Raw genomic sequence first — 25,849 nt, forward strand, 5'->3', positions numbered from 1 at the left:
CCCTCAAATTTGAGGGGGTCATCCACGTTTCGGCCGGTAATCCGGCCGGAGCGGTTGTTGGCCGGAGGCGGTTGTTAGCCCTGGGAGGCCTGTTCCTGCTCGTTGGCGTTCTTGGTGGCCTTCTTGCCGGCTTCGTCCAGGGCCTGGGCGACCTTCTGGAGGGCGGTCATGTGCTGGGACTGCCATTCGTTGCGGAACTTGTCGGCGTCCGGGCCCTTCCAGTCCGTGCCGTGCAGGACCTTGTTCAGGGTGTTGCGCTGCTGCTCGATTTCGTTCGAGCCGGCGCTGAGCTTGCTGCCGAGGGTCTTGAGCTGCTGGACATCTGCGCCCCAAATAGCCATGGTGTGTCTCCTTGTGGATTCGCGGATCCGAACTCTTCGGCATCCCCAATACCTAGAAACTATCCCGGCGGCGCAAAAAGTGTCGATGGGGACGCCTCCCCATGAAGCAGTCCCCACCGGCACCCAGTGCCCCAACCGCTACTTCCCGAAGCCCCGCAGCCTCAGCGAATTGGCCACCACCAGCACCGAGCTGGCGGCCATGGCGGCACCGGCGATCATCGGGTTCAGCAGCCCCAGGGCCGCCACCGGAATGCCGATCGCGTTGTAGAAGAAAGCCCAGAACAGGTTGACCTTGATGGTCCGCAGCGTCCGCCTGGACAGTTCGATGGCCTGCACCAGCTGGCCAAGGTCGCTGCCCATCACCGTAAGGTCCGAGGCCTCGATCGCCACATCCGTGCCCGACCCCATCGCGATGCCCAGTTCCGCCTGCGCCAGCGCCGCGGCATCGTTCACGCCGTCGCCGGCCATCGCCACCGTTGCCCCCTTGGCCTGGAGTTGGCGGACAGCGTCCACCTTGCCTTCGGGCAGCACTCCGGCGAACACGTCCTCCGGGGCAATCCCGACGGCGTCCGCCACCTGGGCGGCCACCGCGGCGTTGTCGCCGGTCAGCAGCATGGGCCGGATCCCCATCTCCTTGAGCCTCGCGATCGCCGCCGCGGAGCCGTCCTTGATGGTGTCCCGCAGGGCCACGATCCCGGCCGGTGTGCCATCCACCGCAACCCAGATTGCGGTGGCGCCGCCGGCCTCGGAGTCCGCCAGCGCCTTGCGCTGCGCCTCGTCCGGGACGATCCCGTTCTCTTCCAGCCAGCCGGAGCGGCCCACGACGACGACCGTGCCCGGGTTCCCATTCAGCGCTACCGTTCCGCGGACCCCGCCGCCGGCGGCGGAACTGAAGTCCGACACCTTGGGGAGGCTGCCGCCGTCGAGCATTGCGTCCTTGGCGGCAGCGGCAATCGCGTGGGCGATCGGGTGCTCGGAGGCGGCCTCAACTGCGCCGGCGAGAGTAAGCACGTCCGCTTCCCGGTGTCCGTTGAGGGGAATCGTCCCGTCCACGGCCAGCTTGCCGCTGGTCACGGTGCCGGTCTTGTCCAGCAGGATGGTGTCCACGGTGCGGGTGTCCTCCAGGACCTGAGGGCCCTTGATGAGGATGCCGAGCTGCGCGCCGCGGCCGGTGCCTGTCAGCAGGCCCACAGGCGTTGCCAGGCCCAAGGCACAGGGGCAGGCGATCACCAGGACCGCGACGGCGGCCGTGAAGGAAGCGTTCAGCTCACCGGTCGTGAGGAACCAGGCGAAGAAGGTCAACACGGCGATGACCAGCACCACCGGGACGAACACCGCACTGATGCGGTCCGCGAGCCGGGCGATCGGTGCCTTACCGGTTTGCGCCTGGCTGACCAGCCGGCCCATTTGCGCCAGCGTGGTTTCCGAACCCACCCGGGTGGCCCTTACCAGCAGGCGGCCCGAGGTGTTGATGGTGGCGCCCGTGACAGGGCTGTCAGGGCCGACCTCCACCGGCACGGACTCGCCCGTCAGCAGTGACGCGTCGACGGCGGACGCGCCGTCCGTGACCACGCCGTCGGTGGCGATCTTCTCGCCCGGGCGGACCACGAACACATCTCCCACGCGGAGCTCGTCCGCCGGGATCTTGTGCTCGACGCCGTCCTTCAGCACCGTGGCATCCTTCGCGCCGAGGCTGAGGAGCGCCTTGAGGGCGTCGCCGGCCTTGGCCTTCGCGTTCGCCTCAAGGTAGCGGCCGAGCAGCAGGAAGGTTGTAACCACCGCGGCGACTTCGAAGTACAGGCCGCCGCCCATGCCCTCCATGGCTTCCATGCCCGGGTGCTCGGTCATCCGCGGATTGCTGATGAGCTGCCACGCCGAATACAGGTAGGCCGCCAGCACGCCGATCGATACCAGGGTGTCCATGGTGGAGGCGAAGTGCCGCGCATTGATCGCGGCGGCCCTGTGGAAGGGCCAGGCCGCCCAGCTCACCACCGGCAACGCCAGCGCGGCCGCCACCCAGCCCCAGTTCGCGAACTGCAACGCCGGGACCATCGAAATCGCGAACACCGGCACTGTCAGCACCGCGGCGACGATCAAGCGCGGGCGGAGCGTCTTGGCGCCGGGCCCATGGTGCATGTGGTCGCCTGTCGCGGCCCCACGACCCACATGCTCTGCATGCTCGCCATGCTCCTCGTGGGCGACGGCGTGGTGGTCGCCGGTCGCGACGGCATCGGCGCCATGCTCTGCATGCTCGCTCGTGCCTCGCTTAGACGCATGCTGCCGCATGCCACCGGCACCGCCGCTGTGATCGTGTTCCGTTCCGCTGTGGTCATCATGATGCTCAGCGTGCTCGACCTCGGTGTGCTCGTGCGTGGCCGGTTGGTTCTTGAGGTAGGCCTTGTAGCCCGTGGCGTTGACTGTGTCTACGATCTGCTGGTCCGTGATGTCCGCCGGGACCGTGACGCTGGCGGATTCGAGGGGGAGGTTGACGGAGGCTTCGACGCCCTCGAGCTTGCCGAGCTTGCGTTCCACCCGGGCTACGCAGGAGGCGCAGGTCATGCCCTCGATATCCAGTTCGACGATGCGGGTACCTTGCTGTTTGAGTAAGTCCTGGTTCCCCACGATGTCCCCCTATGCGTCGTTGGCCACTACCAGGTAGCCGGCTTCGGCAACGGCTTCGCCGATCTCCGAAGGCGAGAGCTCCTGGGTGGAAGTGATGGTCACAGTCGAGATGCCGCCCGCGTTGAGGTCGATCGCCACGGACTTCACGCCGTCGAGGGCTTCGATTTCCTCGCTGACCGCCGAGACGCAGTGCCCGCAAGTCATGCCCGAAACGCTGACGTTGGTCTGGATGCTGGCGGTGTTCTGTCCCATGGCGTGCTCCTTGGTGGTGAGTTGGATGGTGTGGTGAGGGTTCGTGGTGTTACCGCAGCAGGCGCCCGATGGCATCCGTGGCCTCCTTGACCTTGAAGTTGATGGCGTCGGCACGGGTCCCGGGATCAGGTTCCGAGGAAGCCCCCACCACGCAGTGCCCGATGTGCTCTTCCAGCAGGCCGAGGCTGACGGCGTGCAGCGCCTTATTGACGGCGGCGACCTGCGTGAGGATGTCGATGCAGTACTTGTCCTCGTCCACCATGCGGGCGATCCCGCGGACCTGTCCTTCGATCCGCTTCAGCCTGCGCAGGTAGGAGTCCTTGTTCGAGGTGTAGCCGTGCTGGGCGTGCGGCTCTTCGGGAATGTCCGAAGCAGGGGCAACGCCGGCCGGGGTGGTAAGGGGGTCTACCGTGCTCATGCCCCCAATGTATACCCCCGGGGGGTACTTCGCAAGTACCCCCCGGGGGTATATTCGGGATGTTGGGGGCATGCCGGCAACTATGATTGCGCTCGGCTTGGGAAGCTCGGAGAAAGGAAAGCCATGCAGAACCCGGCACAGGAGAACATCCCCGGCGGTCGGAACGCTTCCGAATACTTCCGCGCGAAACTGCGGTTCGAAATCGACGTGATGGACGTGGCGGAAGCCGCCCCTGGCTCATTGGTCGTCGTGGATACGCGGCGCCTCTCGTCCTGGGACCACGGACATATTCCCGGTGCCGTACATATCCCGACGGCGGAGATCCCGGCGCGTGCCCCGGAACTCATCCCGGCCGGCTGCCGCGTGGTGGTGTACTCCTGGGGTCCCGGCTGCAACGGCAGCACCTTCGCTGCGCTCGCGTTTGCCGAGCTTGGCTACCCGGTGCAGGAGATGATCGGCGGCATTGAGTACTGGATCCGCAACGGACTCCCGGTGGAAACGGAGGTCGGCGTGCGGACGGAGAAGCCCGACCCGCTGGTGACCGCGCACCAGGGGTGAGCCCGGAGCCTAAGGTGAGTCCCGCCGTCGGCGTCCGAATGCGCGCGCCGACGGCGGGACCCTAGCTCAGCCGCCCCACATAGCCGGGAACAGCGGAGTCACCGTCAGGCTCTCGAGCCGGGCGGTTCCGCCCTCGGAGAAGACGGAGATGCTGCTGGCGCCCGCCGCGGGGAACACCTGGTCCGTGAGGGTCGCCAGGCCGTCCTGGGCGAAGAGCTCCACGGAGGCCCGGTCAAGGTACAGGCGCAGGCGCAGGCGTCCGTTGACCAGGTCCACCCGGGCGTCTTCCACGGAACTGAACGCCGGGTGGAAGGCCACGTTGCCGGAGTTGCTCCTGTCGATGTAAAGCCGCTGCGTGGCGGTGGCGTAGCCGATCCTGGTTGACTGGCTGGCATTCCCAAGCACCTTCAGGCCGAACGACGATGCCGTGCCCGGTGTGAACTCGGCGTCGATCTGCACCACGTCCCCGGTCACGGGCAGCGTGGTGGTTCCCGGCTGGATGTCCTGGGCGGGCGCGGTGTAGCTGGCGGAGGTGTTCTTCAGCGCGTCCACCTGGGACACCACCTGCTGCCGCAGCCGCGGACCGGCGGGAGTCTGGGTCAGGACCACTTCCCGCGGCAGCGCCATGGTTCCGCGCCACGTGGTGGTGGGGGTGTCCTGGCCGTAGTCCCAGTTGTTCATCCAGCCCAGCATGATGCGCTTGCCGCCGGGGGCGTTGTTGAAGGACACCGTGGCGTAGTAGTCCCTGCCCTGGTCCAGCCAGTCGTGCGGCTCCAGGCGGGAGGTGTCCGAGGAAACGAACTCATCAGCCAGGATGTGCCCCCAGCCGCCACGGTTGTTGTCCACGATCCGGATGGTGGCCTGGCTGCCCTTGAAGGCGCTGACGTCCCAGGCCGTCCAGGCCAGGTGTTCGGTATTGCCTCCGGTAGCGGTCCGGACCGTCTGGCCGTTGACCACCAGGTTCACCGTGGTTTCGCTGCTCCGGGCTTTCGCCGGTTCGGACCCGAGCACCATGTTGTCCAGCGTCAGGTGCCCCCACGGGCCCGTCGCGTTGTCCACGATCCGGATCCGCGCGATCTGGCCGTACCACGGCGAAACGTCCCAGTTCTGCCAATTCAGGTCCCCGGAGTTCTTGCCCGTTGCGGTGCGGACCGGCACGCCGCCCACCAGCAGTTCCACCTGGAGTTGCCCGTCGCTCCGTGCGCCGCCGCCCAGGAGGAAGCCGATGTTGGTGTTGGTCAGGTAGAACTCGGGGGAGGTGATGGTGCCGACGTTGTTGTCCTGGTAGGGGCCGCCCTCGAAGGTGTTGATCCGTTTCCCGATGGCGAATTCACCGCCCGACGTCGAGGGGTTGAGTGCCGCCTGGAAGTCGCCGGTGAGCTGCCAGCCGGCCTGGGTGAGGGTTCCGGGATAGTCGAAACCGTCGAACAGGAGGTAACCCGGAGGGGCCTGGTTTCCGGACTGTTCGCCCGGGCCCTGCGGGTGCCTTCCGCCGGCCACCAGGAAGTTGAGGTAGTCCTTGTCCACGGTGAACGGTGCCGATTCCATGGAGCCTACGGGGTTGTCTCCGCCGTGGAATCCGTTCACCATCCCGGCGCCGATGTTTCCCGCCACCGGCATCTGTCCCGGGAGGCTTCCGGTGGCTGGGGCGCTTCCCCAGGGGCCGGCGCTGTTGGACGGATCGTTCTGGACGTTCCAGCCGCTGTAGGTGCCGCCGTTGAAGCCGGCAAGGACGTTGCCGGCCGGCAGCTGCCCGGCAGGATCAATGTTCTCGGCGGTGAAGGTGGTGCCGTTGAAGGTGCCCACGAAGTACTGTCCGCCGCTGCCGCCGGCCAGCGCTCCAGGGTTGATGTTGACGGCGAGGACCCACTTGATGTTGTTCGGGTCCCCGTCCACGGCGAGGGGGAAGAGATCCGGGCATTCCCATTGCCCGCCGAAGGCGTTTGCCGGTCCGAAGTCGTCCAGGTAGGTCCAGTCCTTCAGGTTGGTGCTCTTGTAGAACAGGACCCGGTGCTCGTCGGCTTCGACCGCGGCCATCACCCAGTAGTCCGCTCCGGAGGGGTTGTCGTACCAGAAGACCTTGGGGTCGCGGAAGCCCGAGGTGTTCCGGTTGAGGACCGGGTTGCTGCCGTACTTGGTCCAGCTCTGCCCGTCGTCGGTGCTGTACGCCAGTGATTGTGCCTGCTTGCCGGCGAGGATGGGGTGGGCGCCGGTGTAATTGCTGGTGTACACGGCAACCAGGGGCGGGTTCTGCAGGCTTCCGAAGCCGCTGCTGTTCAGGGTGTCCACCACCACGGACCCGGAAAAAATCTCCTCAATCACCTGGCCGTTTTCGTTGAGGCCGCGCGGAATGGCGAGGGGCTGCTCCTGCCAGTGGACGAGGTCCGTGGACGAAGCATGGCCCCAGCTCATGTCACCCCAGCGGGTCCCGGTGGGGTTGTACTGGTAATACATGTGGTACTTGCCGTTGTGGTAGACGAGCCCGTTGGGATCGTTCATCCAGTTCTTTTCCGGTGTGTAATGCAGGTAGGGCCGGTATTGCTGCGTCGCCGGATCGGGATCTGTTGCGCGGGCCGGGTTTGTGGCCAGGGCCAGGGAGGCGGCGGTGAGGGCCACGGCCGTCCCGAGTGACAGCAATGCTTTGGTGCGTCTGGTCATCTTTGACAGACCTTTCAAGAGTGCTCGCCTTGCAGTTCATCGAAGGTGCGGTACATCGAAAGTGCGGTACATCGAAAAAGCGGTACATCGAAAGCGCAGTTCAGCGAACGACGACGGCGGCCGTCACCTCAGGGGCGGCGTCCGCCGTCGTCGTTTTTTCCGGCAGCTGTGCGGCCGGTATTAGGGGCGGTAGCGGCTAGGGCGTCGCCCGGAACGAGTAGTTCGAGGCGTAGCGAACCACCTGGTTGCTGTCTCCGCTGTCCAGCACCTTGCAGCCGGACGTCGATGCATCCAGCACCACGGTGTGCACGGCGATCCCGGACACTGTGTTGTTCGTGGCGATGTAGTTGTTGTTCCCGGAGGCCACCAGGATGATCGTGGGGGTCTGGCCTGACGGGCTGACGGAACCTGAAGGCACGTCGAAGCTGAAGTGGTTGCCGATCACCGAGTTGCTGCCGCCGGCGATGTGGACCAGCCCGAAAAGGTCGTCCAGGCCGTTGTTGTAGGGCTTGAGCGGATCGAACGGCTCCATCTGGCGGAGGAAGTGGTTGTTACCTACAAGGTTTTCCGTGCAGCTTCCCTCGAAGTTGACCATGCCCGGATAGAACGCGTGCAAGCGGTTGGCGGTGATCGAGGAGCGGGTGCAGTTCTTGAAATGCACGCTGCTCTTGCCCCGCGGGAAGATGTTGTTCCCGGTGACGAGGAGGCCGAAGTGGCCCTCGGCGAAGATCGAGAATCCGACGTAGCCGGCGCCGATCAGGTTGTCCGTCACCTTTGAAGCCTGGCCGGAACCGGTGAGCTCCACGCAGGATCCGCACTCGGCCAGGAAGTTGCCGCTCACGCTGAGGGCGTCGGTGTCCTTCACCACCAGCCCTCGCTCCAGGTACACCATGCCCATGCCCTCGACCCGGCAGGAATCGTTGGCGGAGTCGAAGAGAATGCCCGTCTTGCCGTTGGTGTAGTCGTTTTCGTTGCTGCCGAAGGAGACCCCGTCCAGGCAGAAATTCTCGAACACCACGGAGCTCAGCCGCGGGTCGCCGGTGCGGTAGACCCGGAAGGCTTCGCCGTTTCCGTCGGTGTTTTCCACCCGGACGCGGCTGCCGCCGGGGTTGATCTCGTGCCAGCTGGAGGTGTTGCCGGCGTTGTAGCGGATGCTCAGCGAGGTGAAGCCGTGGCCCGAACCGCGGATGGTCAGAAAGCTGACGTCCACGTTCACCCGGGTCTTGAGGGAGTAATCTCCCGGCGGAATGTAGATCACGGCGCCGGGCTTGGAGGCTTGGCTGGTCTGCTGGCTCTTGATGTCGGCGATGATGCTGTTGATGATCAGCCCGATGTCGTTGTAGGGCGTGGCCGAAGGATTTCCCGGTACGGACCAGGTGGTGACGTCGTAAACGGTGGTCAAAGCGTGTTCTCCTCACATCGTTGGGGGGTGCTTCAGGTGCTGTGCTGCTGTGCCGCGGGATCGCCGGAAGGGTGCGGAGTCGCTGGAATTTTCCGGCGATCCGGCAGCGTTCCGGCGACTTCGAGGGGTGGGCGGGCCCACGCCGCGGGTGCTGCCTTACCGAGCGCAGCGACGTTGGGCTGCGGTGGGGCTTAGAGGACGCCGATCAGGTGCCGGTGTCCGGTGCCCGACGGCGGGTGGCTGGCCTCCGCCGTCGCGGGCGGTTCGGCCGGGGCTGCGTTCGCCGCGCCGCCGAAGGCTGTGATCGCGGCGGCGGTCCCCGCTGCTGTGGCGGCGGCCAGCACAGCGCGCAGCACTGTGCGGCGGCCGATCCCAGGGATGGGTTCCATCTGTTCTCCCTTGAACTGGATTTTCCTTACTGGATTCCGGTCCAGCCAAAATATGCCAAAACGTTTTATCGACTGCGACGATGACTTTAGGACCACGCAAACCTTCGCGTCAAGGATCAAACCGCTTGAAGTCGGCCGCCAAAACAATTTTTCTGTGACCCTTGACACGCCACCCCGTCGTCTCTACGGTTGTGCCAAGTCGTTTTGGCAAAACGATTCTTCACCCCGATCAATCTCGCCATTTCCGTTCGAGAGAAAGTGAGTCGACAGAGATGTCCACTCGAAAGACCATCACCAGGTTCGCCGTCGTCGGCGGCCTTTGCACCGCCGTCGCCCTTGCGGCCACCGGGTGCGGCGCAGGGGGCCCGTCCTCTACGGGTAGCGCCGCCAGCAGCACAGTGAACGTCCTCGTCGAGGCCGGCGGCCACGCGGAGCTCACCGGCGTAGCCGAACAGTGCAAGAAGGACACCGGCGTCACCGCCAACTTCGTCGAACTGCCCTACGACGGCATGTTTAACCGCCTGTCCAGCGAGTTCTCCTCCGGCAATGTCTCCTTCGACGTCGCGGCCCTGGACTCCGTCTGGCTGCCGAGCTTCAAGGATGCGGTCCAGCCCATTGACGAACTTTTCACCGACGAGGCCAAGAAGGATATCTTCCCGGCCCTGGTCAAGGAAGCCAACGTGGACGGCCACTTCATCGGCATGCCCGCCTGGACCAACGCGGAAATCATCCTCTACCGCAAGGACCTCTTCGAAGACCCCAAGAACAAGGCCGACTTCAAGGCCAAGTACGGCTACGAGCTCGCGGCACCCACCACCTGGAAGCAGTACCAGGAAATCTCCGCGTTCTTCACCAAGGACGGCATGTACGGCACCGACGTGAAGGGCGCCGTCGAAACCGAGTGGCTGGCCCACGTGCTGCAGGCCGGCTCGCCGATGGTCCTGGACGCCGACGGCAAGGTGATCGTGGACAACGCCGCCCACAAGGAGGCCCTGGACTTCTACACCAGCCTCTCCAAGTCCGCCCCGTCCGGCGCCGCGCAGGTGGACTGGGCCGCGGCGCAGAACCTGTTCAACCAGGGTAAGACGGCCATGACCCGCTTCTGGGCCCACGCCTACCGCCAGATCCCCAAGGATTCCCCGGTGGCAGGCAAGGTGGGCGCAGCAGCGATGATCGGCGGCAGCGCCGGCGTCGCGGGTGTTCCGGGACCGTGGTACCTCTCCGTACCCAAGGCCACCAAGAACACCGAGGCGGCCAAGAAGTTCATCAAGTGCGCCTACGACTACAACAACCTGGGCATCGAATCCAGCCTGGGCCTGGCAGCGCGCATCTCCGCCTTCGAGAAGTACCAGGACAAGCCGGGCTACGAGAGCTTCAAGCCGCTGATCGAAACCCTCAACGGCAAGGCCACGGCAACCCGTCCGTCGACGGCCAAGTGGCAGCAGATCGTGGACACCGTCCTGGTGCCGACGCTGCAGAAGGCCGTGGCCGGCGGTGACTCCGCCGCCCTCCTCGCCGACGCCAAGAAGCAGATCGAGGACCTCCTCAAGTAAGACTCCGCGGCCGGCACCTGCCGAGGCAGGCCCCGCCAAACGCGGCACCGCCACCGGTGCCGGCCGCGGCTCCAACCAGCGGAAGAGAAAACCGTGCGTATCTCCGATCGCCGCTTCGCATTGTTCCTGATGACCCCAGCGGCGCTGTTCCTGGCAGTATTTGTGGCCTACCCGCTGTTCCGCCTCGTGGCGGACAGCTTCTTCAAGATCTCGCCGATCGCCGGCGGCCCGCGGGACTTCGTGGGTCTCGAGAACTACTTCCGGGCCTTCGCGTCTGAAGCCTTCATGGGTGCCGGCTGGCGGACCCTGGCCTACACGGCCGTGGTGGTCACCCTCGAATTCGCCCTAGGCCTCGGCATGGCCCTGCTGTTCACCACCCTGGGCCGCAAGTCCCAGGTCTGGCGGACCGTCTTCATGTACCCGCTCATGATCGCCCCGATCGTGGCCGGCCTGCTGTGGAAGTTCCTGATGATCGACAACTTCGGCCTCATCGGCACCGTCCTGCACCAGGCGGGAATCCTCAGCAACCCCAACCAGATCGGCTGGCTCTCCGACCCGGACATCGTGCTGTTCTCGGTGGCCATCCCGGACATCTGGCTGACCACCTCCTTCATGTGCCTGGTCCTCTTCGCAGGCCTCCAGAACATCCCGGGGGACCTGATCGAGGCCGCCCGGCTGGACGGAGCCAGGGCCCCCGCCCTGCTGTTCCGGATCATCCTCCCGCTCCTGCGGCCCGTGATCGCGGTGGCGCTGGTGGTCCGCGGCATCGACGCGGCCCGGGCCTTTGACACCATCCTCATCCAGACCAACGGCGGGCCGCAGTCCGCCTCCGAAACCATGAGCCTGCTGATCTACCGGACCATGATCCGCTTCGGCGATCCCGGCCTGGCAAGCGCCATGGGCACCATCTACCTGCTGGCAATGCTCGGCGTCGCTTTCTTCGCCGTCGCCACCATCTGGCGGCCAGGAAAGGACAACTGATGCGCGTCGCCGAACGAACCAGGCCCGACGGCGGGAAGGCGGCTGCAGTGACTGCCGGCACCTCCCTGCCAAGCACCACGCAGGCCGGCGGCCGCAGGCGCCGGAGCGTCAACCGCGAAGGCCTCGAGGCCGGCAAGCGCAGCACCAGGACGCTGCTGTGGATCCTGCTCGCAGCCGCGATGGTCCTCTACGGTTTCCCGTTCCTCTACCTGCTGTTCACGTCCTTCAAGACCCCGATCGACACCATCGCAGTTCCTCCCACCATCCTCCCCAAGGAATGGACACTGGAGAACTACGCCAACGCCCTGGGGCGGAACGGCGTGCTGGCCTCGTTCATCAACAGTGCGCAGACCGCCGTGATCAGCACCGTGCTGTCCCTGGTGCTGGCGGTCCCGGCGGCCTACGGGATCACCCGGTACAAGACCCCCAGCGGGCGTGTGTTCATCATGGCCGCACTGGTGACCCGCATGGTCCCGCCGGTGGCCATCGGCATCCCGCTGGCCACCATGATGGCCTCGGTGGGCCTGGCCGATACGCCGATCGCGCTCTCGATCGCCCACACCACCATTTCCCTGCCGCTCTCGATCTGGCTGATGTCCAGCTTCTTCGAGGCCGTGCCCCGGGACCTGGAGGAAGCCGCGACCGTGGACGGCTGCAGCCGGCTTGGAGCCTTGTGGCGGGTGGTGATCCCGGTGGTGTCCGGAGGCATCGCGGTGACGGCGATCTTCGCCTTCCTGGCCTCCTGGAACGAGTTCCTGTTCGCGCTGCTGATGACGGCGATCCGCTCGCAGACAACGCCGGTGGTGATCGCGAACTTCCAGACGCAGTTCGGACTCGACTGGGGATCCATGACAGCGCTCGCGGCGGTCTACTCGATCCCGGTCATCCTGCTGACGCTTCTTCTGCAGCGCAAGATCGTCGCAGGGATGACTCTCGGTGCGGTCAAGGGCTAGCGCGGTCAAGGTACGGACCCGGAATCAACCAGTAGCCTACTGATAGCCCCAGGGGCATCAGCAACCATAAGGACGTGGGAAGACAGATGAGCAACAAGACCATCGGCATCAAGGACGTGGCCCTCGCCGCCGGCGTCTCCGTGACAACGGTCTCCCACGTCCTCAACGAAGTTGCCTACGCCCGGATCAGCCCCGAAACCAGGGACAAGGTCAGGACCGTTGCGGAGCAGCTGGGGTATGGCCCCAACCGGCTTGCCCAGGCGCTCCGCACCCAGCGGACCGGCATGCTTGGCCTGGTCAGCGAGGAAATCGCCACCACGCCCCACGCCGGCCGGATCATCCTCGGCGCCGACGAGGCCGCGAAGGCCCGGGGATACAACCTCATGATCATCAACACCCCCGGCTCGGCCAGCCTCGAATCCCGCCAGGCCGACGTCCAGGCCCTCCTGGAACGCCGGGTGGACGGAATCCTCTACGCCACCATGTACCACCGCAATGTGAAGCTTCCCGCCAATCTCGGCAGCGTGCCCTCCGTCCTCGTCGACTCGGTGGCCACGGGCGGGAACATCACCGCCGTGATCCCGGACGAGGAAGGCGGCGCCCGTGCCGCCGTCGGTGCTCTCCTCGACGCGGGGCACACCCGGGTGGGCTTCATCAACAACACCGATGACGTCCCCGCGACCCACGAACGGCTCCAGGCCTTCCGGTCCGTGCTGACCGAAGCAGGGCTCGACGGCGACGCGGCCCCCGTCGAGTCCGAGGTCTCCGAGGTGCACGGCGGCTACGAGGCGGCCATGCGGATCCTGGCAGGCGGGAACCCGCCCACAGGCTTGTTCTGCTACAACGACCGGATGGCCATGGGTGCCTACCGCGCCGCCGCGGAGCTGGGACTGTCCATCCCCGGGGACCTTTCGGTGGTGGGCTTCGATGACCAGGAGCTGATCGCCGCCAACCTCTACCCGGGCCTCACCACCGTGGCCCTGCCCCACTACGAGATGGGTGCCTGGGCCACCGAGCACCTGATAGACGCCATCGAGGGAAAGACCGACCTCGCCCTCATGGCAACCCACCCGACCATCCTGGGCTGCCCCCTGGTGAGCCGCGAGTCCATCGCCGCTCCCCGGCAATAGCAGCCAGCCCTCCCACACACCAAGAGGAAACGCCAGACATGTCCAGTCGCCTTGATGCCGCACGCCCGGAAACGGCCCGGGCCGTCACTTCCAGGTTCCGGCCCGCCATCCACTTCACGGCGAGGAACACCTGGCTGAACGATCCCAACGGCCTGGTTTTCCATGAGGGCCTGTACCACCTCTTCTTCCAGAACAACCCGTTCGGCAACGTCTGGGGCAACATGTCCTGGGGCCACGCCACCTCCCCGGACCTGCTGCACTGGACGGAACACCCTGTTGCCATTGCCTGCGACGAAACGGAGGACATCTTCTCGGGAAGCGTCGTGGTCGACCACGGCAACACCTCCGGCTTCGGCACGGCGGACGCACCTGCACTCGTGGCCATCTACACCAGCGCCTTCAAGGGTGCGTCCGAACACGGCGGCACGCAGGCCCAGTCCCTGGCCTACAGCACGGACGCCGGAATGACGTGGCGGAAGTACCAGGGAAACCCCGTCCTTACCCGGAACTCCGCGAACTTCCGCGACCCCAAGGTCTTCCGCTACCAAGGGGAGCAGGGTTCCTTCTGGGTCATGGCCGCCGTCGAAGCGCAGCAGCAACAGGTGCTCTTCTACCGATCCGATGACCTCAAGTCCTGGGACTTCCTGAGCGGCTTCGGCCCGGCCAACGCCGACGCCGGCGAATGGGAATGCCCCGACCTTTTTCCGCTGCCGGTGGACGGCGACCCGGACAACGTCAAGTGGGTGCTGATCGTCAACATCAACCCCGGCGCGGTGGCGGGAGGATCCGGCGGCCAGTACTTCGTGGGCCAGTTCGACGGCGTCCGGTTCGTTCCGGACCCCGGTACCCTCGCGGCCCCGGCCGGAGTGTCCTCGCTCGCCGACCCCGAAGCCGCCGCTGCCGCCTTGCGGCAATGCCTGTGGCTCGACTGGGGACGCGACTGCTACGCCTCCGTCTCCTTCAGCGACGCTCCGGGGGACCGGCGCATCATCATCGGCTGGATGAGCAACTGGGACTACGCCAACGAACTGCCCACCGCGCCCTGGCGGTCCTCGATGACGCTCGCGCGCGAACTCAGCCTCACCTCCGTCGACGGCTCCGCCCGCCTGATCCAGCAGCCGGTCCTCGCCGGCACCGGCGGGCAGCTGGATGCCGGCACCTTCGAACTGCGTGATTCAGCCTTCCGCCTGCCGGACGCGGTACCCGGCGGGGCCCAGGTCATCGAGGCGGAGGTCTTGCCCGGCAGCGCCGGCCGTGTCGAATTCCGGCTGCTCGGAAGCGGCGACGATAGCGAGGGGACCGTGCTCAGCTACGAACCGGACGGCCCGGACACAGACAGCGGCACACTTATCCTGGACCGCAGGCAGTCGGGAAACACGGGCTTCCACGGGAAATTCGCGTCGGCGGAGTCAGCCCCGCTGGTCCTTGAGGACGGCGTACTCAAGCTGCTCCTCGTCGTCGACCACTGCTCGGTGGAGGTCTTCGCCCAGGGCGGCAGGGTGGTCCTGACGGATCTCGTCTTCCCCTCCGAGGGGAGCCGGGAGAACCGGCTCTCGGCGGAGGGCGGCCCGGCAACCATACTGAAACTCGCAGTCTCAACTCTCGCCTAACGGGACACAAAGGAAGAAGCCATGTCCAGCAGCAACTACTACGACGTCACCACCTGGCCCGTCGGCAACGCGTCCAAGGACGTCGGTGAAGTCATCAACAGCATCATTGCCGACATCAAGGAGCGGCAGGCCGCCAGTGATGTGAACGACGGCGGTAAGCCGGGCGCGGTGATCTACCTTCCGCCGGGGGACTACCACCTTCGCACGCAGGTGGTGATCGACATCAGCTTCCTCAGGATCGAGGGTTCGGGACACGGCTTCACGTCCTCAAGCATCCGGTTCAACGTTCCCGAAGACGAATGGCCCGGCCTGCACGAGCTGTGGCCCGGAGGGAGCCGCATTCTCGTCGACCTGCCCGTCCGGGAAGGCGGTGAGGAGGCCAGGGGAGCCGCGTTTTACATCGAGCGGACCGGGAGTCCGCGGATCAGTTCGGTGGAGTTCTCCAACTTCTGCATCGACGGCCTGCACTTCACCGCGGACGGGTCCGGACTGCATCCGGAAAACACGTACGTCAACGGCAAGACCGGCATCTACGTGGCGAATGCCAACGACTCCTTCCGCGTGAACGGCATGGGGTTCGTCTACCTCGAGAACGCGCTCACCATCTATCACGCGGACGCACTGTCCATCCATGACAACTTCATCGCCGAATGCGGAAGCTGCATCGAACTGCGCGGCTGGGGACAGGCCTCAAAGGTCACCGACAACCTGATCGGAGCAGGCTTCAAGGGCCACTCGATCTACGCCGAGAACCACGGCGGACTCCTTATCACCGCGAACAACGTCTTCCCCCGCGGTGCCAGCAGCGTCCATCTCAGCGGTGTCACGCGGTCAAGCGTCACCAACAACCGCCTGCACTCGTTCTACCCGGGAATGGTGGTGCTGGACGCCAACAGTTCGGAAAACCTCGTGGCCACAAACCACTTCCTGCGCGACCACGAGCCCTGGACGCCCTTCCTCGGAATCGGCAACGGACTGGACGACCTCACCGGGCTCCTCCGTGTGAGCGGCAGCCACAACTCCCTCGTCGCCAACCATTTCTCCGAGGTGGTCGACGCGGAGAGCATCCGGCCCGAAGGTGCCGCGCCTGTGATCATCCGGCTGGTGGAGGGGGCGGGCAACTTCGTCTCCAACAACCACACGGTGGCGCTGGACGTCCGCGCGGCATCCAGCGACTCCTGCTTCGCCGCGCAGGTGGACGCCCTCTTGACCACGGAGGCTTCGGACGCCCTCGCGGTGACGGCAGTGATGGTGGATCCCGCATCGGCCCGGAACACGATCCTCGATTCCGGAACCGACGCCCAGGTCGTGGCAGACAGGGCAGTCAACGCCTTCAGGGCCACACCCACGGTCGGGAGTTAGCGCACCGGCCCTGGGAAGCACGACGGCGGCTGGCGTCTTCCTGCGCGCTGAACCGGGGGCCTGGAACTCCAGGATTTCGGGGCCGGCTCCCGGGCGGAGCTCCCGTTAGTTCTGCCGGCCCGCGCAGACCACGCGGTTCCTGCCGAGGGCCTTGGCCTCGTAGAGCGCGGCGTCGGCCGCCTTGATCATCCGCGGCAGGTCGGCGTCGGCGATCGCGCTCGCCGCCACGCCGTAGCTCACGGTGGGGAACACGACGCCGGGAGGAGTCGGGGCGGCGGCCAGGGCCCGGCTGATCACCCCGGCGATGATCTCTCCGGTTTCCTGCTCGGCACCGGGAAGCAGGATGAGGAATTCCTCGCCGCCGTACCGGCCCACCAGGTCGGTGGAACGGATCGAGGCCACACAGGCCGAGGCGAACGCCTGGATGGCGGCGTCGCCGGCGGCATGGCCGTGCTTGTCGTTGAGGGACTTGAAATGGTCAAGATCGGCCATGATCAGCGTGGAGGCGGTGCCGCTGGAGTCCATGCGGTGTACCTCGCGGGCGGCCAGTTCCATGAAGGCCCTGCGGTTGAGGACACCGGTGAGGCCGTCCCGGTTGGCCCGCTCGTTGAGGCCGTTGATCAGCTGTTCGTTGCTGAGGGCCGTCATGCTGAAGGAGACCGTGACCAGCAGCCCCACGATGAGGAGGCTGGTAACCGCGGGGCTGAAGAAGGTGCGGAAACCCGGGCCTTCGGGGCCCTCCATCAGGTACACCGGCCAGCGGCAGGCGTAGAAGAGGGTTAGGACCCCCGCAGCGAGAGCCAGCGAGCGGTTGATGTAGGAACTGCGGGGTTCCAGGAGCACCAGTTCGCGCGTGGCCAGGCCCATGCCGACGGCCATGAGCGCCAGATACACCAGGCCGCCCGACCACTCATTGGATGCCGGATTCTCCAGGGCCGAGGCCACCGCGGTGATGGCCGGCGCTGCGAGGACCTGCCACAGCGGGGTGGGCAGCAGCCGCAACGAACGTGCGCCGGCCCAGACGCAGAACGCACCTCCAACAACCAAGCCGTTGCCAAGCGGGTCGGCCCAGACCTGATGCGGGGTCCCGGTGAGAAGGTAGACCAAGTTTCCCGCCAGGAAGGCCACGAGCGAAAGGCACCACCAGCCGCTGTACGCGGAGCGGGTCTGGCGGTACGAGGCATAGAACAAGAGACACAGGATCACTGTGACAACCCCGAGAACCAACCTCAGGCTTAACGTATCGAGCTCCATGTCCTACCCCCCTAGCCGCGGCACAAGCTTAAGGCATTTGCGGCGTCCACTGCTGTCAAGTTACATCACCGGGACGCAAGGGTCTGCTGGGGCGAAAGGGAGAGGGCTGTGCCGGGAGTCAAACGGGCTGCCCGGGCGTTGAATTTAAGAAGAGGAAAGTTTCCAGATCAAAGCCTCCCGCTCGAGGTTTTCAATGCGGGGTCGGCGACGTGAGAGCCCACGGGGCCCGGGGCCCGGGCTCTCCCCCCAGCCGTCGTCGGCCCCCCGGAACGTCCGACGGCGGCACCGGCCTTTGCGTTGCGAAGGTGCGGTGCCGCCGTCGGGCTGTTTGCTTATGCCGTCAGTCTGTTATGCCGTGCGGCTCACGAGCTGGATGAGGTTCCCGCAGGTGTCGTCCAGCACCGCGGTGACCACGGGGCCCATGGGGGTGGGCGGCTGCGTGAAGGTGACGCCCTGGGCGAGCAGCTCCTGGTGGGCGGCCTCGACGTCGTCCACGGCGAAAGACGCGGCGGGAATGCCGTCGGCGGTGATTGCCTGCTTGTAGGCCTGGGCCGCGGGGTGCTGGTCCGGCTCGAGGAGCAGTTGGGTGCCGTCGGGTTCGCCGGCGCCCACCACTGTCAGCCACCGGTAGTCCCCCACGGGCACGTCCTCCTTGGGAACGAAGCCCAGTTTCTCTGTGTAGAAGGCGAGGGCCTTGGCTTGGTCGTCGACAAAGACGCTCGTCACGTGGATCCTGGCCTGCATGGGCATCTCCTGCTCGGTTTGTTCGGTGTGCTTGTTCCGGCTGCTGCCGATCCTACCGGCGGAGAGGAACCGGTTTAAGAGCCCGACGCCGGCCTCCGCACCAAAGGCGGGGACCGGCGTCGGGCGCTAAAACAGGAAGCGAAAAGCTACGCGGTGACGGCGAGGGCGTCGATCTCCACCAGCATGACTTCGTGCGGGAGGTCGACGAATACGGTGGTGCGGCTGGGGAGCTGGCCGCTGGGGACGTTCTCGTTGATGAACTCGCCGTAGACCTCGTTCATGGCGGCGAAGTCGTCGCGGGTGGTGAGGTAGACGCGGAACATGATGACGTCCTCCACGGAGGAGCCGCCGGCTTCGAGGATGGCCTTGACGTTCTCCAGGGTGCGGCGGGTCTGGACGCGGACGTCGCCGTCGCCGATGTACTGGTTGGTGGCGGGGTCCATGGGGCCCTGGCCGGACACCTGGAACATGCCGCCCTTCTTCACGCCCTGGGAAAAGGTGTGGGCCGGTGCGGGGGCGTTCTCGGTGCGGACGATGGTCTTGGCGCTCATACTGCGTTCCTTTCAATGGGGGTCCAGCCCAGATCTTGTGAAATGGCTGCGGTGGTTTCTGTCAGTTCGGGGAGCAGGCCCATCAGGCCTTCGTAGTCGAGCATGACGATCGGCACGGAGCAGGACGCCGCGGCCACCACGGCGCCGCTCGCGTCACGGATGGGGGCCGCGATGCAGTGCACGAACGCTTCGTGCTCGGCGTTGTCGTGGGCCCAGCCCTGCTTCCTGACCACGTCCAGTTCGGCGAGCAGGGCCTCGGGGGTGGTGATGGTGTTATCGGTGACCTTGACGTAGTCCAGTCCCGCGGCGATTTTCTCCTGCCGGGCGCGCGGCATGTCCGCCAGCAGCACCTTCGCGACGGCGGCCGAGTGCAGCGACGCCGTGAGGCCGATCCGCGAGTACATCCGCACGGGATGGTGGGACTCGAATTTGTCGATGTACACCACGTCCTTGCCTTCGAAGGCCGCCAGGTGCACGGTGTGCCCGGTGCGGGAATTCAGCTCGGCCAGGTGCGGGCGCGCCACCTCGCGGATGTCCCGCTGTTCCAGGGCGAGGGAGGACAGCTCGAACAGCTTCGAGCCGAGCCGGAAGCGCTGTTCGTCGTCGCGCACCACCATCCGCTTCTCCTCCATGGCGTGCAGCAGGCGCATCACGGTGGTCTTGTGCACGGAGGAGCTGCGGGCGAGCTCGTCCAGGGTGGCCGGCTTCGCGGCGAGCTCGTTGAGCAGCTCGATTGCGCGCATCAGGCTCTGGCTCACGGCGCCACGCTCCCTTCCGCCGGCACGTCGAAATGCCCGGCGCTGACCCGGATCCCGGCCCACTGGGCATCGCTGCAATCAAGGATTGACGCGAGTTCGTCCGCCGGGGGAAGCGGGCCGCGGTCCCCGTGCACGGTCAGGGTGCAGGCTGCGGCGGCGTGCCCGCGGCGCAGGCTCGCCTTCTGGCTGAGCCCGAACAGCACGCCGCTGAGGAAGCCGGCGGCGAAGGAATCGCCCGCACCCACCGGTTCCACGACCTCCACGGACAGGGCGGGCACTTCGTCCCGGCGGCCGTCGCGGTGCAGGGCAATGGCGCTGATCGCTTCGTTCTTGATGACGACGACGGCGGGATCCGGCAGGAGCGCGCGGAGCTCGCCTTCGTCCGTGGTGCCGAAGGCATGCCCGGCTTCGTCCTTGCCCACCAGCACGATGTCCGCGAGGTTGGCCAGCTGCCGCAGCACGGATTTGTCCTGGCCTGCGGTGTTCGGGCCGGCCCAGAGGGCGGCGCGCCAGTTGACGTCGAAGGTGATGAGCCGGCCGTTTCGCGGGGCCTTGAGCAGGATTTCCAGGAGGGCCCGGCAGTCAGCGGAGAGGGCCGCGGTGATGCCGCTGAGGTGGATGAGCCCGGCTTTCGCGATCAGCTCCGCGACCGCCGGGTTCGCCAAAGTGGCCGGGGCCATGGCGGAAGCGGCGGAACCTTGCCGGTAGTAGAGGACCGAGCTGCCGGCGTCGGGATCCGTCTCCTGGGCCGGGACCTTCACGTACAGGCCGGTAGGCAGTCCGGGATCCAGTTCCACACCGCTAACGCCGACGCCGTGGTCCCGGAGGTCCTCGATGATCCGGGTGCCGAAGCCGTCATGGCCCACGCGGCCCACCCAGTGGGCATCCAGGCCCATCGCGGCCAGGCCCATGGCGACGTTTGATTCGGCTCCACCGATGCTGCAGTGCAGCTCGTCCGCCCGGTGCAGCGGCACCCCGTTCACGGGGGTCAGCATGGCCATGGTCTCGCCTATGCAGACAGCTGTTGGCACGAAAGCTCCCCTAACTCCAGGTATACCGAAGGCCTTGACGCCCAATCAGGGACCATGTTAGACATATCTGCAACAACTTTGCAACCAGCGTTGCAAAATACGCAACGCAGACCCCGGGGTGCCGGTCAACGTCCGACCGGCCCCGTGAAGGGAACAGATTGGTGAACATGTCCACCTCCGACGCCGGATCAACAGCTCCCGCCATCGCCGCCGACGCTGTCGCGCGGCTTTCTTCGGTTCCGCTGAGCTGGCGGCACAAGGCCGTGCCCGCCGCCGCGAACGGAACCACCACGGGCGAGTTCATCGCCGGCCGCCACACCCTGGCGGAATTGCAGACGCCGCTGCTTACGCTCGACGGCCGCGCGCTGGAAGGCAACGCCGACCGGATGGCCGCCTGGTGTGCCGAAAAGGGCGTCCGCCTCGCGCCGCATGGCAAGACCACCATGGCCCCGCAGCTCTGGGCCGAACAGCTCGAGCGCGGCGCCTGGGGCATCACCCTGGCCAATTTCGCCCAGCTTCGGGTGGCCCGTGAGTTCGGCGTCCGCCGCCTGCAACTGGCCAACAGCCTCACCGATCCGCACGCCATCGAGTGGGTGGCCTCGGTGGTGGGACCCGAACAGACCATCCTGTCCTGGGTGGACTCCGTGGCCACCGTGGAACTGATCGGCCGCACCCTGGACGCGGCCGGCAGCAGCGCCGTGCTGGACGTCCTGGTGGAACTCGGCGCCCACGGAGGGCGCACCGGCGCCCGCGGCATCGACGCCGCGCTCGAGGTGGCCCGCGCCGCCGCGGCCTCCCCGCACGTGCGCCTGGTGGGCGTCAGCGGTTACGAAGGCTCACTGGCCCACACCGCGGACGCCGACGCCCTCGGCGCCATCCGCAGCTACCTCGGCCAGCTGCTGGAACTGCACCGGCAGCTGCTGGCGGACGGCCTGTACGGCTCCGACGAGCTGATCGTCACCGCGGGCGGCAGCGCCTACTTTGACGACGTCGTCGACGTCCTCTCGCCGGCCATCAGCGCCGGCGACGGCGGCACGACGGTGGAGCTGCTCATCCGCAGCGGCGCCTACATCATCCACGACGACGGCTTCTACCGCGTGATCTCGCCGTTCTCACGCGAGGGCGGGCAGCCCTTCACTTCCGCCATGCACGGCTGGGCCCGCGTGGTATCCCAGCCGGAGCCGGGCCTGGCCCTGCTCGACGCCGGCAAGCGGGACCTGCCCGTGGACGAGGGCCTGCCGGTCCCGCAGCTGATCGGGCCCGCGCTCGGCGGCCCCATGACCCCGCTGGAGGGTGCCGGGATCACCGCGGTCAACGACCAGCACTCCTTCCTGAGCTTCGACCCCGCCACCACCACGGTCCGCCCCGGCGACGTGGTGCGGCTGGGCCTTTCCCACCCGTGCACGGCCTTCGACAAGTGGACGCTGATCCCGGTGCTGGCCAGCACGGATGGTGACCCGACCGTCGTCGACCTCATCCACACCTTCTTCTAGGAGCAGCAGGATGAAGACCCTCATCAGTAACGCCACCCTCGTCGACGGCACTGGCGACGCCCGCCGGAATGCCGACGTCCTGGTGGACGGAACCGATATCGCCGCCATCGCCGAGGCCGGCAGCCTCGCCTCCGAGCCGGCGGACCGCACCATCGACGCCACGGGCCTGGTCCTCAGCCCGGGCTTCATCGACATGCACGCCCACTCGGACCTGCAGCTGCTCGTCACCCCGGACCACTACGCCAAGCTCAGCCAGGGCGTCACCACCGAACTCCTCGGGCAGGACGGCCTGTCCTACGCGCCCGTGGATGACGCCACCCTGGCCGGGATCCGCCAGAAGATCGCCGGCTGGAACGACAACCCGGAGGACTTCGACTGGGACTGGCGGACCGTGGGCGAGTACCTGGACCGCCTTGACGAAGAGAACGACGGCGGCCGGATCGCCACGAACGCCGCCTACCTCGTGCCGCAGGGCACCGTGCGGGCGCTCGTCATGGGCTTCGACGAAGGCGAGGCCACCCCGGAACAACTTGAGCAGATGCGGCAGGTGGTCCGGACCGCGATGGCGGAGGGCGCCGTCGGGATGTCCTCCGGACTGACCTACACGCCCGGCATGTACGCCACCACCGAGGAACTCGGCGCGCTGTGCAGCGCGGTGGGCGAACTGGGCGGCTTCTACGCCCCGCACCACCGCTCCTACGGCAAGGGCGCCCTGGCCGCCTACGCCGAGATGATCGGCCTCAGCCGGGACACCGGCTGCGCCCTGCACCTGTCCCACGCCACCATGAACTTCGCCGAGAACAAGGGCCGCGCGGGCGAACTGCTGGCCCTCATCGACGAAGCGCTCGACGCCGGCGTGGACATCACCCTGGACACCTACCCGTACCTGCCCGGCGCCACCACCCTCTCGGCGATCCTGCCCAGCTGGGCTTCCGCCGGCGGCACCGAGGCCACCCTCAGCCGACTCCGCGACCCGGAGACCAAGGCCCGGATCCGCGAAGCTGTGGAAATCTACGGCTCGGACGGCTGCCACGGCGTGGTGGCCGAATGGGACACCCTGGAAATCAGCGGCGTGCAGAACCAAGCGCTCGCCGGCTATGTGGGCCGCACCATCGCCCAGATCGCCGCGGACGAAGGCCGCGAACCGTTCGAGGCCTTCACGAAAATCCTGCTGGACGACCGCCTCGGCACCGGCATCCTCCAGCATGTGGGCCACGAGGAAAACGTCCGCGCCATCATGGTGCACCGCACCCACACCGGCGGCAGCGACGGACTCCTGGTGGGCGGCAAGCCGCACCCGCGGGCGTGGGGCACCTTCCCGCGCTACCTCGGCCACTACAGCCGGGAGCTGGGCCTGATGAGCCTGGAGGAAACCGTCCACCACCTCAGCGGCCGGCCCGCTGAGCGGCTCAAGCTGGACCGCCGCGGCCTGGTCCGCGAAGGGTACGCAGCGGACCTGGTTCTCTTTGACCCGGAGACCGTCCGCGACACCGCCACCTTTGAAAACCCCCGCCAGGCAGCAGCCGGCATCCACTATGTGTTCGTCAACGGCACGGCAGCGATCGACGGCGGGCGGCCCACCGGCGCGCGTGCCGGCCGTGCCCTGCGCCGCAGCCCCGACGGCCGCACCCGAGTAGAAGGTACCGAAGCATGACCCCCGAAGAATTCATCCGGCAGCTCGAGACCGACCGCACCCTCGCCGTCGTCCGGGCTCCCGGCATCCCCGACGCCGCCGAGCTCTGCCACGCGCTCGCCACCGGCGGGATCCGCAGCGTGGAGCTGACATTCACAACGCCGGACGCCCTCGCCCATGTGCGCCGCGCCGCGGATACCGCCGCGGAGCACGGCGCCGCGATCGGCATCGGCACGGTCCTTACCGCCGACCAGGCCAAGGCCGCGATCGACGCCGGCGCGAAGTTCCTGGTCACCCCGGGCCTGCGCCCGGAGGTCGCCGAGGTGGCCGTCAAGGCCGGCATCCCGTTCAGCCTCGGCGCCATGACCCCCACCGAGGTGGCCCAGGCCCTGGACCTCGGCTCCGCCGCGGTGAAGATCTTCCCCGCCCGCCAGCTCGGGCCGGTGTACCTGAAGGACCTGCAGGGCCCCTACCCGGGCATCAAGCTCCTGCCCTCCGGAGGCATCGACGCCTCCAACGCCAAGGGCTACCTCGACGCCGGAGCCGCCGCTGTCTGCTGCGGAACCAGCGTGGTGCCCCCCGCCGCCGTCGCCGCCGGCGACTGGACAGACATTTCAGCCCGGGCCGCCGCCTTCACCGGCGCCCTCAAGTAGGAACCCCGGAAAGGAAGATCAATGACTGAATTCCTCGACTGGCTGCGGCACGACACCGCGGGCCTGCTCCTCCTCGCAGGCGCGGGCATCGCGCTCCTGCTCTTCCTGATCATCAAGGTCAAGGTTGAACCGTTCATCGCCCTCGTGGCCACCAGCGTCCTCGTCGCCCTGGTGGGCGGCGTGACCATCGAAGCCCTCGTGGGCACCCCGGTCAAAAGCGGCGACGCCCTCATTGAGAAGGGCTTTGCAGGCATCCTCGGCCACATCACCCTGATCATCGGCCTCGGCACCGTGCTGGGCGCCATCCTCGAACGTTCCGGCGGCGCGGAAGTGCTGCTGGGCAAGCTGGTGAAGGTCTTCGGTGAGAAGGGCACCCCGCTCGCCATGGGCGTCACCGGCTTCGTGCTCGGCATCCCGGTCTTCTTCGACATCGGCATCTTCGTGCTGGCCCCGCTGGTCTACGTCGCGGCCGTCCGCGGCGGCCGCTCCCTGGCCCTCTACGCGCTGCCGCTGCTGGCCGGCCTCTCCGTCACCCACGCCTTCCTGCCCCCGCACCCCGGCCCCGTCGCCGCTGCAGGCCTGTTCCATGTGGAACTCGGCTGGATCATCCTCATGGGCCTCGCCTGCGGCATCCCGGCCTGGTTCGCCTCCGGTATTCTCTGGGGCACCTGGATCGGCAAGCGAGTCAACGTCTCCGTGCCGGAAGACCGCGTGATCCCCGAGGCTGAAGAAGCGAAGGGGCACGAGCCGTCCATCGGCCTGGTGGCCCTCGCCATCGGCCTGCCCATGGTGTTGATCCTGGGCGCCACCTTCGGCAACGTGTTCCTGCCCGAAGGCACCCTGCGCGACGTCCTGGTCTTCTTCGGCAACCCCGCCATCGCGCTGACGGTCGCCGTCGCGCTGTCCATGTGGCTGCTCGGCATCCGCCGCGGCATGACCGCCCAGGACCTCTCCGAACTCAGCTCTGCCTCCCTGAAGCCGGTGGGCATGATCCTCCTGGTGGTCGGCGCCGGCGCCTTCTTCGGCGCTGTGCTGTCGGCGACCGGCGTGGGCAAGGCCGTTGCCGACACGCTCTCCGCGGCGGGCTTGCCGATCATCCTCGCCGCCTACGTGATCGCCTGCGGCATGCGCATCGCCCAGGGCTCGGCCACCGTGGCCATCGTGACCACCGGCGGCATCCTGGCCCCCGAACTGACCTCCGGCGACTACTCCCAGCCCGAGCTCGCCCTGATCGCGATCGCCATTTCTTCGGGCTCGATCATCGCCAGCCACGTCAACGACGGCGGCTTCTGGATCATCTCCAAGTACTTCAACATGTCCGTCAAGGACACCCTGAAGACCTGGACCGTGCTGGAGACCGTGCTGTCCGTGGTCGGCTTTGGCATGGCGGTACTGCTGTACCAGTTCGTGTAGCTTTCCAGCCCCCGACGGCGGGTGGCTGCCCCGGCGCGTTTGCCGCCCGGGCGGCCGCCCGCCGTCGTAGTTGACGCTGCGGTGTTTGGC

At 67.0% G+C, this 25,849-nt stretch carries 23 protein-coding genes; 11 read left to right on the forward strand and 12 right to left on the reverse strand.

Annotation, left to right across the window (positions count from 1 at the left end; genetic code table 11):
- Positions 1–74: 74 nt before the first annotated feature.
- The 4 genes from BLP88_RS09650 to BLP88_RS09665 all read right to left on the reverse strand — a co-directional run bounded on the left by BLP88_RS09650 (position 75) and on the right by BLP88_RS09665 (position 3,633).
- Positions 75–341 (reverse strand): WXG100 family type VII secretion target, encoded by a 267-nt coding sequence (locus BLP88_RS09650; protein ID WP_074588781.1) that lies wholly within the window; start codon positions 339–341, stop codon positions 75–77.
- 138 nt (positions 342–479) lie between these two features.
- The gene (locus BLP88_RS09655; RefSeq protein ID WP_139163358.1) at positions 480–2,900 is read right to left on the reverse strand and encodes a heavy metal translocating P-type ATPase; all 2,421 of its coding nucleotides are present in this window, start codon (positions 2,898–2,900) and stop codon (positions 480–482) included.
- Positions 2,901–2,972: 72 nt separating this feature from the next.
- A complete protein-coding gene (locus BLP88_RS09660; protein WP_074588784.1) occupies positions 2,973–3,215 on the reverse strand; it encodes a heavy-metal-associated domain-containing protein in 243 nt (80 codons plus the stop codon).
- Between the two features lie 49 nt (positions 3,216–3,264).
- Positions 3,265–3,633 (reverse strand): metal-sensitive transcriptional regulator, encoded by a 369-nt coding sequence (locus BLP88_RS09665; protein WP_074588785.1) that lies wholly within the window; start codon positions 3,631–3,633, stop codon positions 3,265–3,267.
- A 123-nt stretch (positions 3,634–3,756) separates the two neighbouring features.
- Here BLP88_RS09665 and BLP88_RS09670 point away from each other — a divergent pair, with 123 nt between their 5' ends.
- Positions 3,757–4,191, forward strand: a complete 435-nt coding sequence (locus BLP88_RS09670) for a rhodanese-like domain-containing protein (protein ID WP_074588786.1) — start codon at positions 3,757–3,759, stop codon at positions 4,189–4,191.
- Positions 4,192–4,257: 66 nt separating this feature from the next.
- Here BLP88_RS09670 and BLP88_RS09675 read toward each other — a convergent pair whose 3' ends face one another.
- The 3 genes from BLP88_RS09675 to BLP88_RS09685 all read right to left on the reverse strand — a co-directional run bounded on the left by BLP88_RS09675 (position 4,258) and on the right by BLP88_RS09685 (position 8,640).
- A complete protein-coding gene (locus BLP88_RS09675; protein ID WP_074588787.1) occupies positions 4,258–6,849 on the reverse strand; it encodes a glycoside hydrolase family 32 protein in 2,592 nt (863 codons plus the stop codon).
- A gap of 196 nt (positions 6,850–7,045) precedes the next feature.
- A complete protein-coding gene (locus BLP88_RS09680; protein WP_074588789.1) occupies positions 7,046–8,251 on the reverse strand; it encodes a NosD domain-containing protein in 1,206 nt (401 codons plus the stop codon).
- A gap of 191 nt (positions 8,252–8,442) precedes the next feature.
- Complete coding sequence (locus BLP88_RS09685; RefSeq protein WP_074588790.1) at positions 8,443–8,640, reverse strand: hypothetical protein; 198 nt, start codon at positions 8,638–8,640, stop codon at positions 8,443–8,445.
- A gap of 272 nt (positions 8,641–8,912) precedes the next feature.
- Here BLP88_RS09685 and BLP88_RS09690 point away from each other — a divergent pair, with 272 nt between their 5' ends.
- The 6 genes from BLP88_RS09690 (at position 8,913) to BLP88_RS09715 (ending at position 16,229) form a co-directional block, all read left to right on the forward strand.
- Positions 8,913–10,193 (forward strand): ABC transporter substrate-binding protein, encoded by a 1,281-nt coding sequence (locus BLP88_RS09690; protein ID WP_074588791.1) that lies wholly within the window; start codon positions 8,913–8,915, stop codon positions 10,191–10,193.
- A 93-nt stretch (positions 10,194–10,286) separates the two neighbouring features.
- The gene (locus BLP88_RS09695; RefSeq protein ID WP_074588792.1) at positions 10,287–11,174 is read left to right on the forward strand and encodes a carbohydrate ABC transporter permease; all 888 of its coding nucleotides are present in this window, start codon (positions 10,287–10,289) and stop codon (positions 11,172–11,174) included.
- Entirely contained in the window at positions 11,174–12,127 is a 954-nt protein-coding gene (locus BLP88_RS09700) for a carbohydrate ABC transporter permease (RefSeq protein ID WP_074588794.1), read from the forward strand. Before BLP88_RS09695 ends, BLP88_RS09700 begins: the two co-directional genes overlap by 1 nt.
- A gap of 86 nt (positions 12,128–12,213) precedes the next feature.
- Entirely contained in the window at positions 12,214–13,257 is a 1,044-nt protein-coding gene (locus tag BLP88_RS09705; protein WP_074588795.1) for a LacI family DNA-binding transcriptional regulator, read from the forward strand.
- 38 nt (positions 13,258–13,295) lie between these two features.
- Positions 13,296–14,867 carry a glycoside hydrolase family 32 protein gene (locus tag BLP88_RS09710; RefSeq protein WP_074588796.1) on the forward strand — a complete coding sequence of 524 codons (1,572 nt, stop codon included), beginning with the start codon at positions 13,296–13,298 and terminating at the stop codon, positions 14,865–14,867.
- A gap of 21 nt (positions 14,868–14,888) precedes the next feature.
- Positions 14,889–16,229: a NosD domain-containing protein gene (locus tag BLP88_RS09715; protein ID WP_074588797.1), complete on the forward strand. Its 1,341-nt coding sequence runs from the start codon at positions 14,889–14,891 to the stop codon at positions 16,227–16,229.
- 105 nt (positions 16,230–16,334) lie between these two features.
- Here BLP88_RS09715 and BLP88_RS09720 read toward each other — a convergent pair whose 3' ends face one another.
- The 5 genes from BLP88_RS09720 to BLP88_RS09740 all read right to left on the reverse strand — a co-directional run bounded on the left by BLP88_RS09720 (position 16,335) and on the right by BLP88_RS09740 (position 20,567).
- Entirely contained in the window at positions 16,335–17,435 is a 1,101-nt protein-coding gene (locus BLP88_RS09720; protein WP_308807254.1) for a GGDEF domain-containing protein, read from the reverse strand.
- 396 nt (positions 17,436–17,831) lie between these two features.
- Complete coding sequence (locus BLP88_RS09725; protein WP_074588800.1) at positions 17,832–18,227, reverse strand: VOC family protein; 396 nt, start codon at positions 18,225–18,227, stop codon at positions 17,832–17,834.
- Between the two features lie 146 nt (positions 18,228–18,373).
- The gene (locus tag BLP88_RS09730; protein ID WP_074588801.1) at positions 18,374–18,778 is read right to left on the reverse strand and encodes a RidA family protein; all 405 of its coding nucleotides are present in this window, start codon (positions 18,776–18,778) and stop codon (positions 18,374–18,376) included.
- Positions 18,775–19,536: an IclR family transcriptional regulator gene (locus BLP88_RS09735; protein WP_245679827.1), complete on the reverse strand. Its 762-nt coding sequence runs from the start codon at positions 19,534–19,536 to the stop codon at positions 18,775–18,777. Before BLP88_RS09735 ends, BLP88_RS09730 begins: the two co-directional genes overlap by 4 nt.
- Positions 19,533–20,567: a sugar kinase gene (locus BLP88_RS09740; protein ID WP_074588802.1), complete on the reverse strand. Its 1,035-nt coding sequence runs from the start codon at positions 20,565–20,567 to the stop codon at positions 19,533–19,535. The genes BLP88_RS09735 and BLP88_RS09740 overlap by 4 nt, the downstream gene beginning before the upstream one ends.
- Before the next feature lie 167 nt (positions 20,568–20,734).
- Here BLP88_RS09740 and BLP88_RS09745 point away from each other — a divergent pair, with 167 nt between their 5' ends.
- From BLP88_RS09745 to BLP88_RS09760, 4 genes are read left to right on the forward strand one after another with little or no spacing between them, the layout of a single operon-like run.
- Complete coding sequence (locus BLP88_RS09745) at positions 20,735–22,060, forward strand: type III PLP-dependent enzyme domain-containing protein (protein ID WP_074589011.1); 1,326 nt, start codon at positions 20,735–20,737, stop codon at positions 22,058–22,060.
- Between the two features lie 10 nt (positions 22,061–22,070).
- Positions 22,071–23,714 carry an N-acyl-D-amino-acid deacylase family protein gene (locus BLP88_RS09750; RefSeq protein WP_074588804.1) on the forward strand — a complete coding sequence of 548 codons (1,644 nt, stop codon included), beginning with the start codon at positions 22,071–22,073 and terminating at the stop codon, positions 23,712–23,714.
- Complete coding sequence (locus BLP88_RS09755) at positions 23,711–24,346, forward strand: bifunctional 4-hydroxy-2-oxoglutarate aldolase/2-dehydro-3-deoxy-phosphogluconate aldolase (RefSeq protein ID WP_074588805.1); 636 nt, start codon at positions 23,711–23,713, stop codon at positions 24,344–24,346. Before BLP88_RS09750 ends, BLP88_RS09755 begins: the two co-directional genes overlap by 4 nt.
- A gap of 21 nt (positions 24,347–24,367) precedes the next feature.
- Complete coding sequence (locus BLP88_RS09760) at positions 24,368–25,759, forward strand: GntP family permease (RefSeq protein ID WP_074588806.1); 1,392 nt, start codon at positions 24,368–24,370, stop codon at positions 25,757–25,759.
- Positions 25,760–25,849 lie beyond the last annotated feature (90 nt).

It is taken from the genome of Arthrobacter cupressi (assembly GCF_900099975.1).
Classification (GTDB): domain Bacteria; phylum Actinomycetota; class Actinomycetes; order Actinomycetales; family Micrococcaceae; genus Arthrobacter; species Arthrobacter cupressi.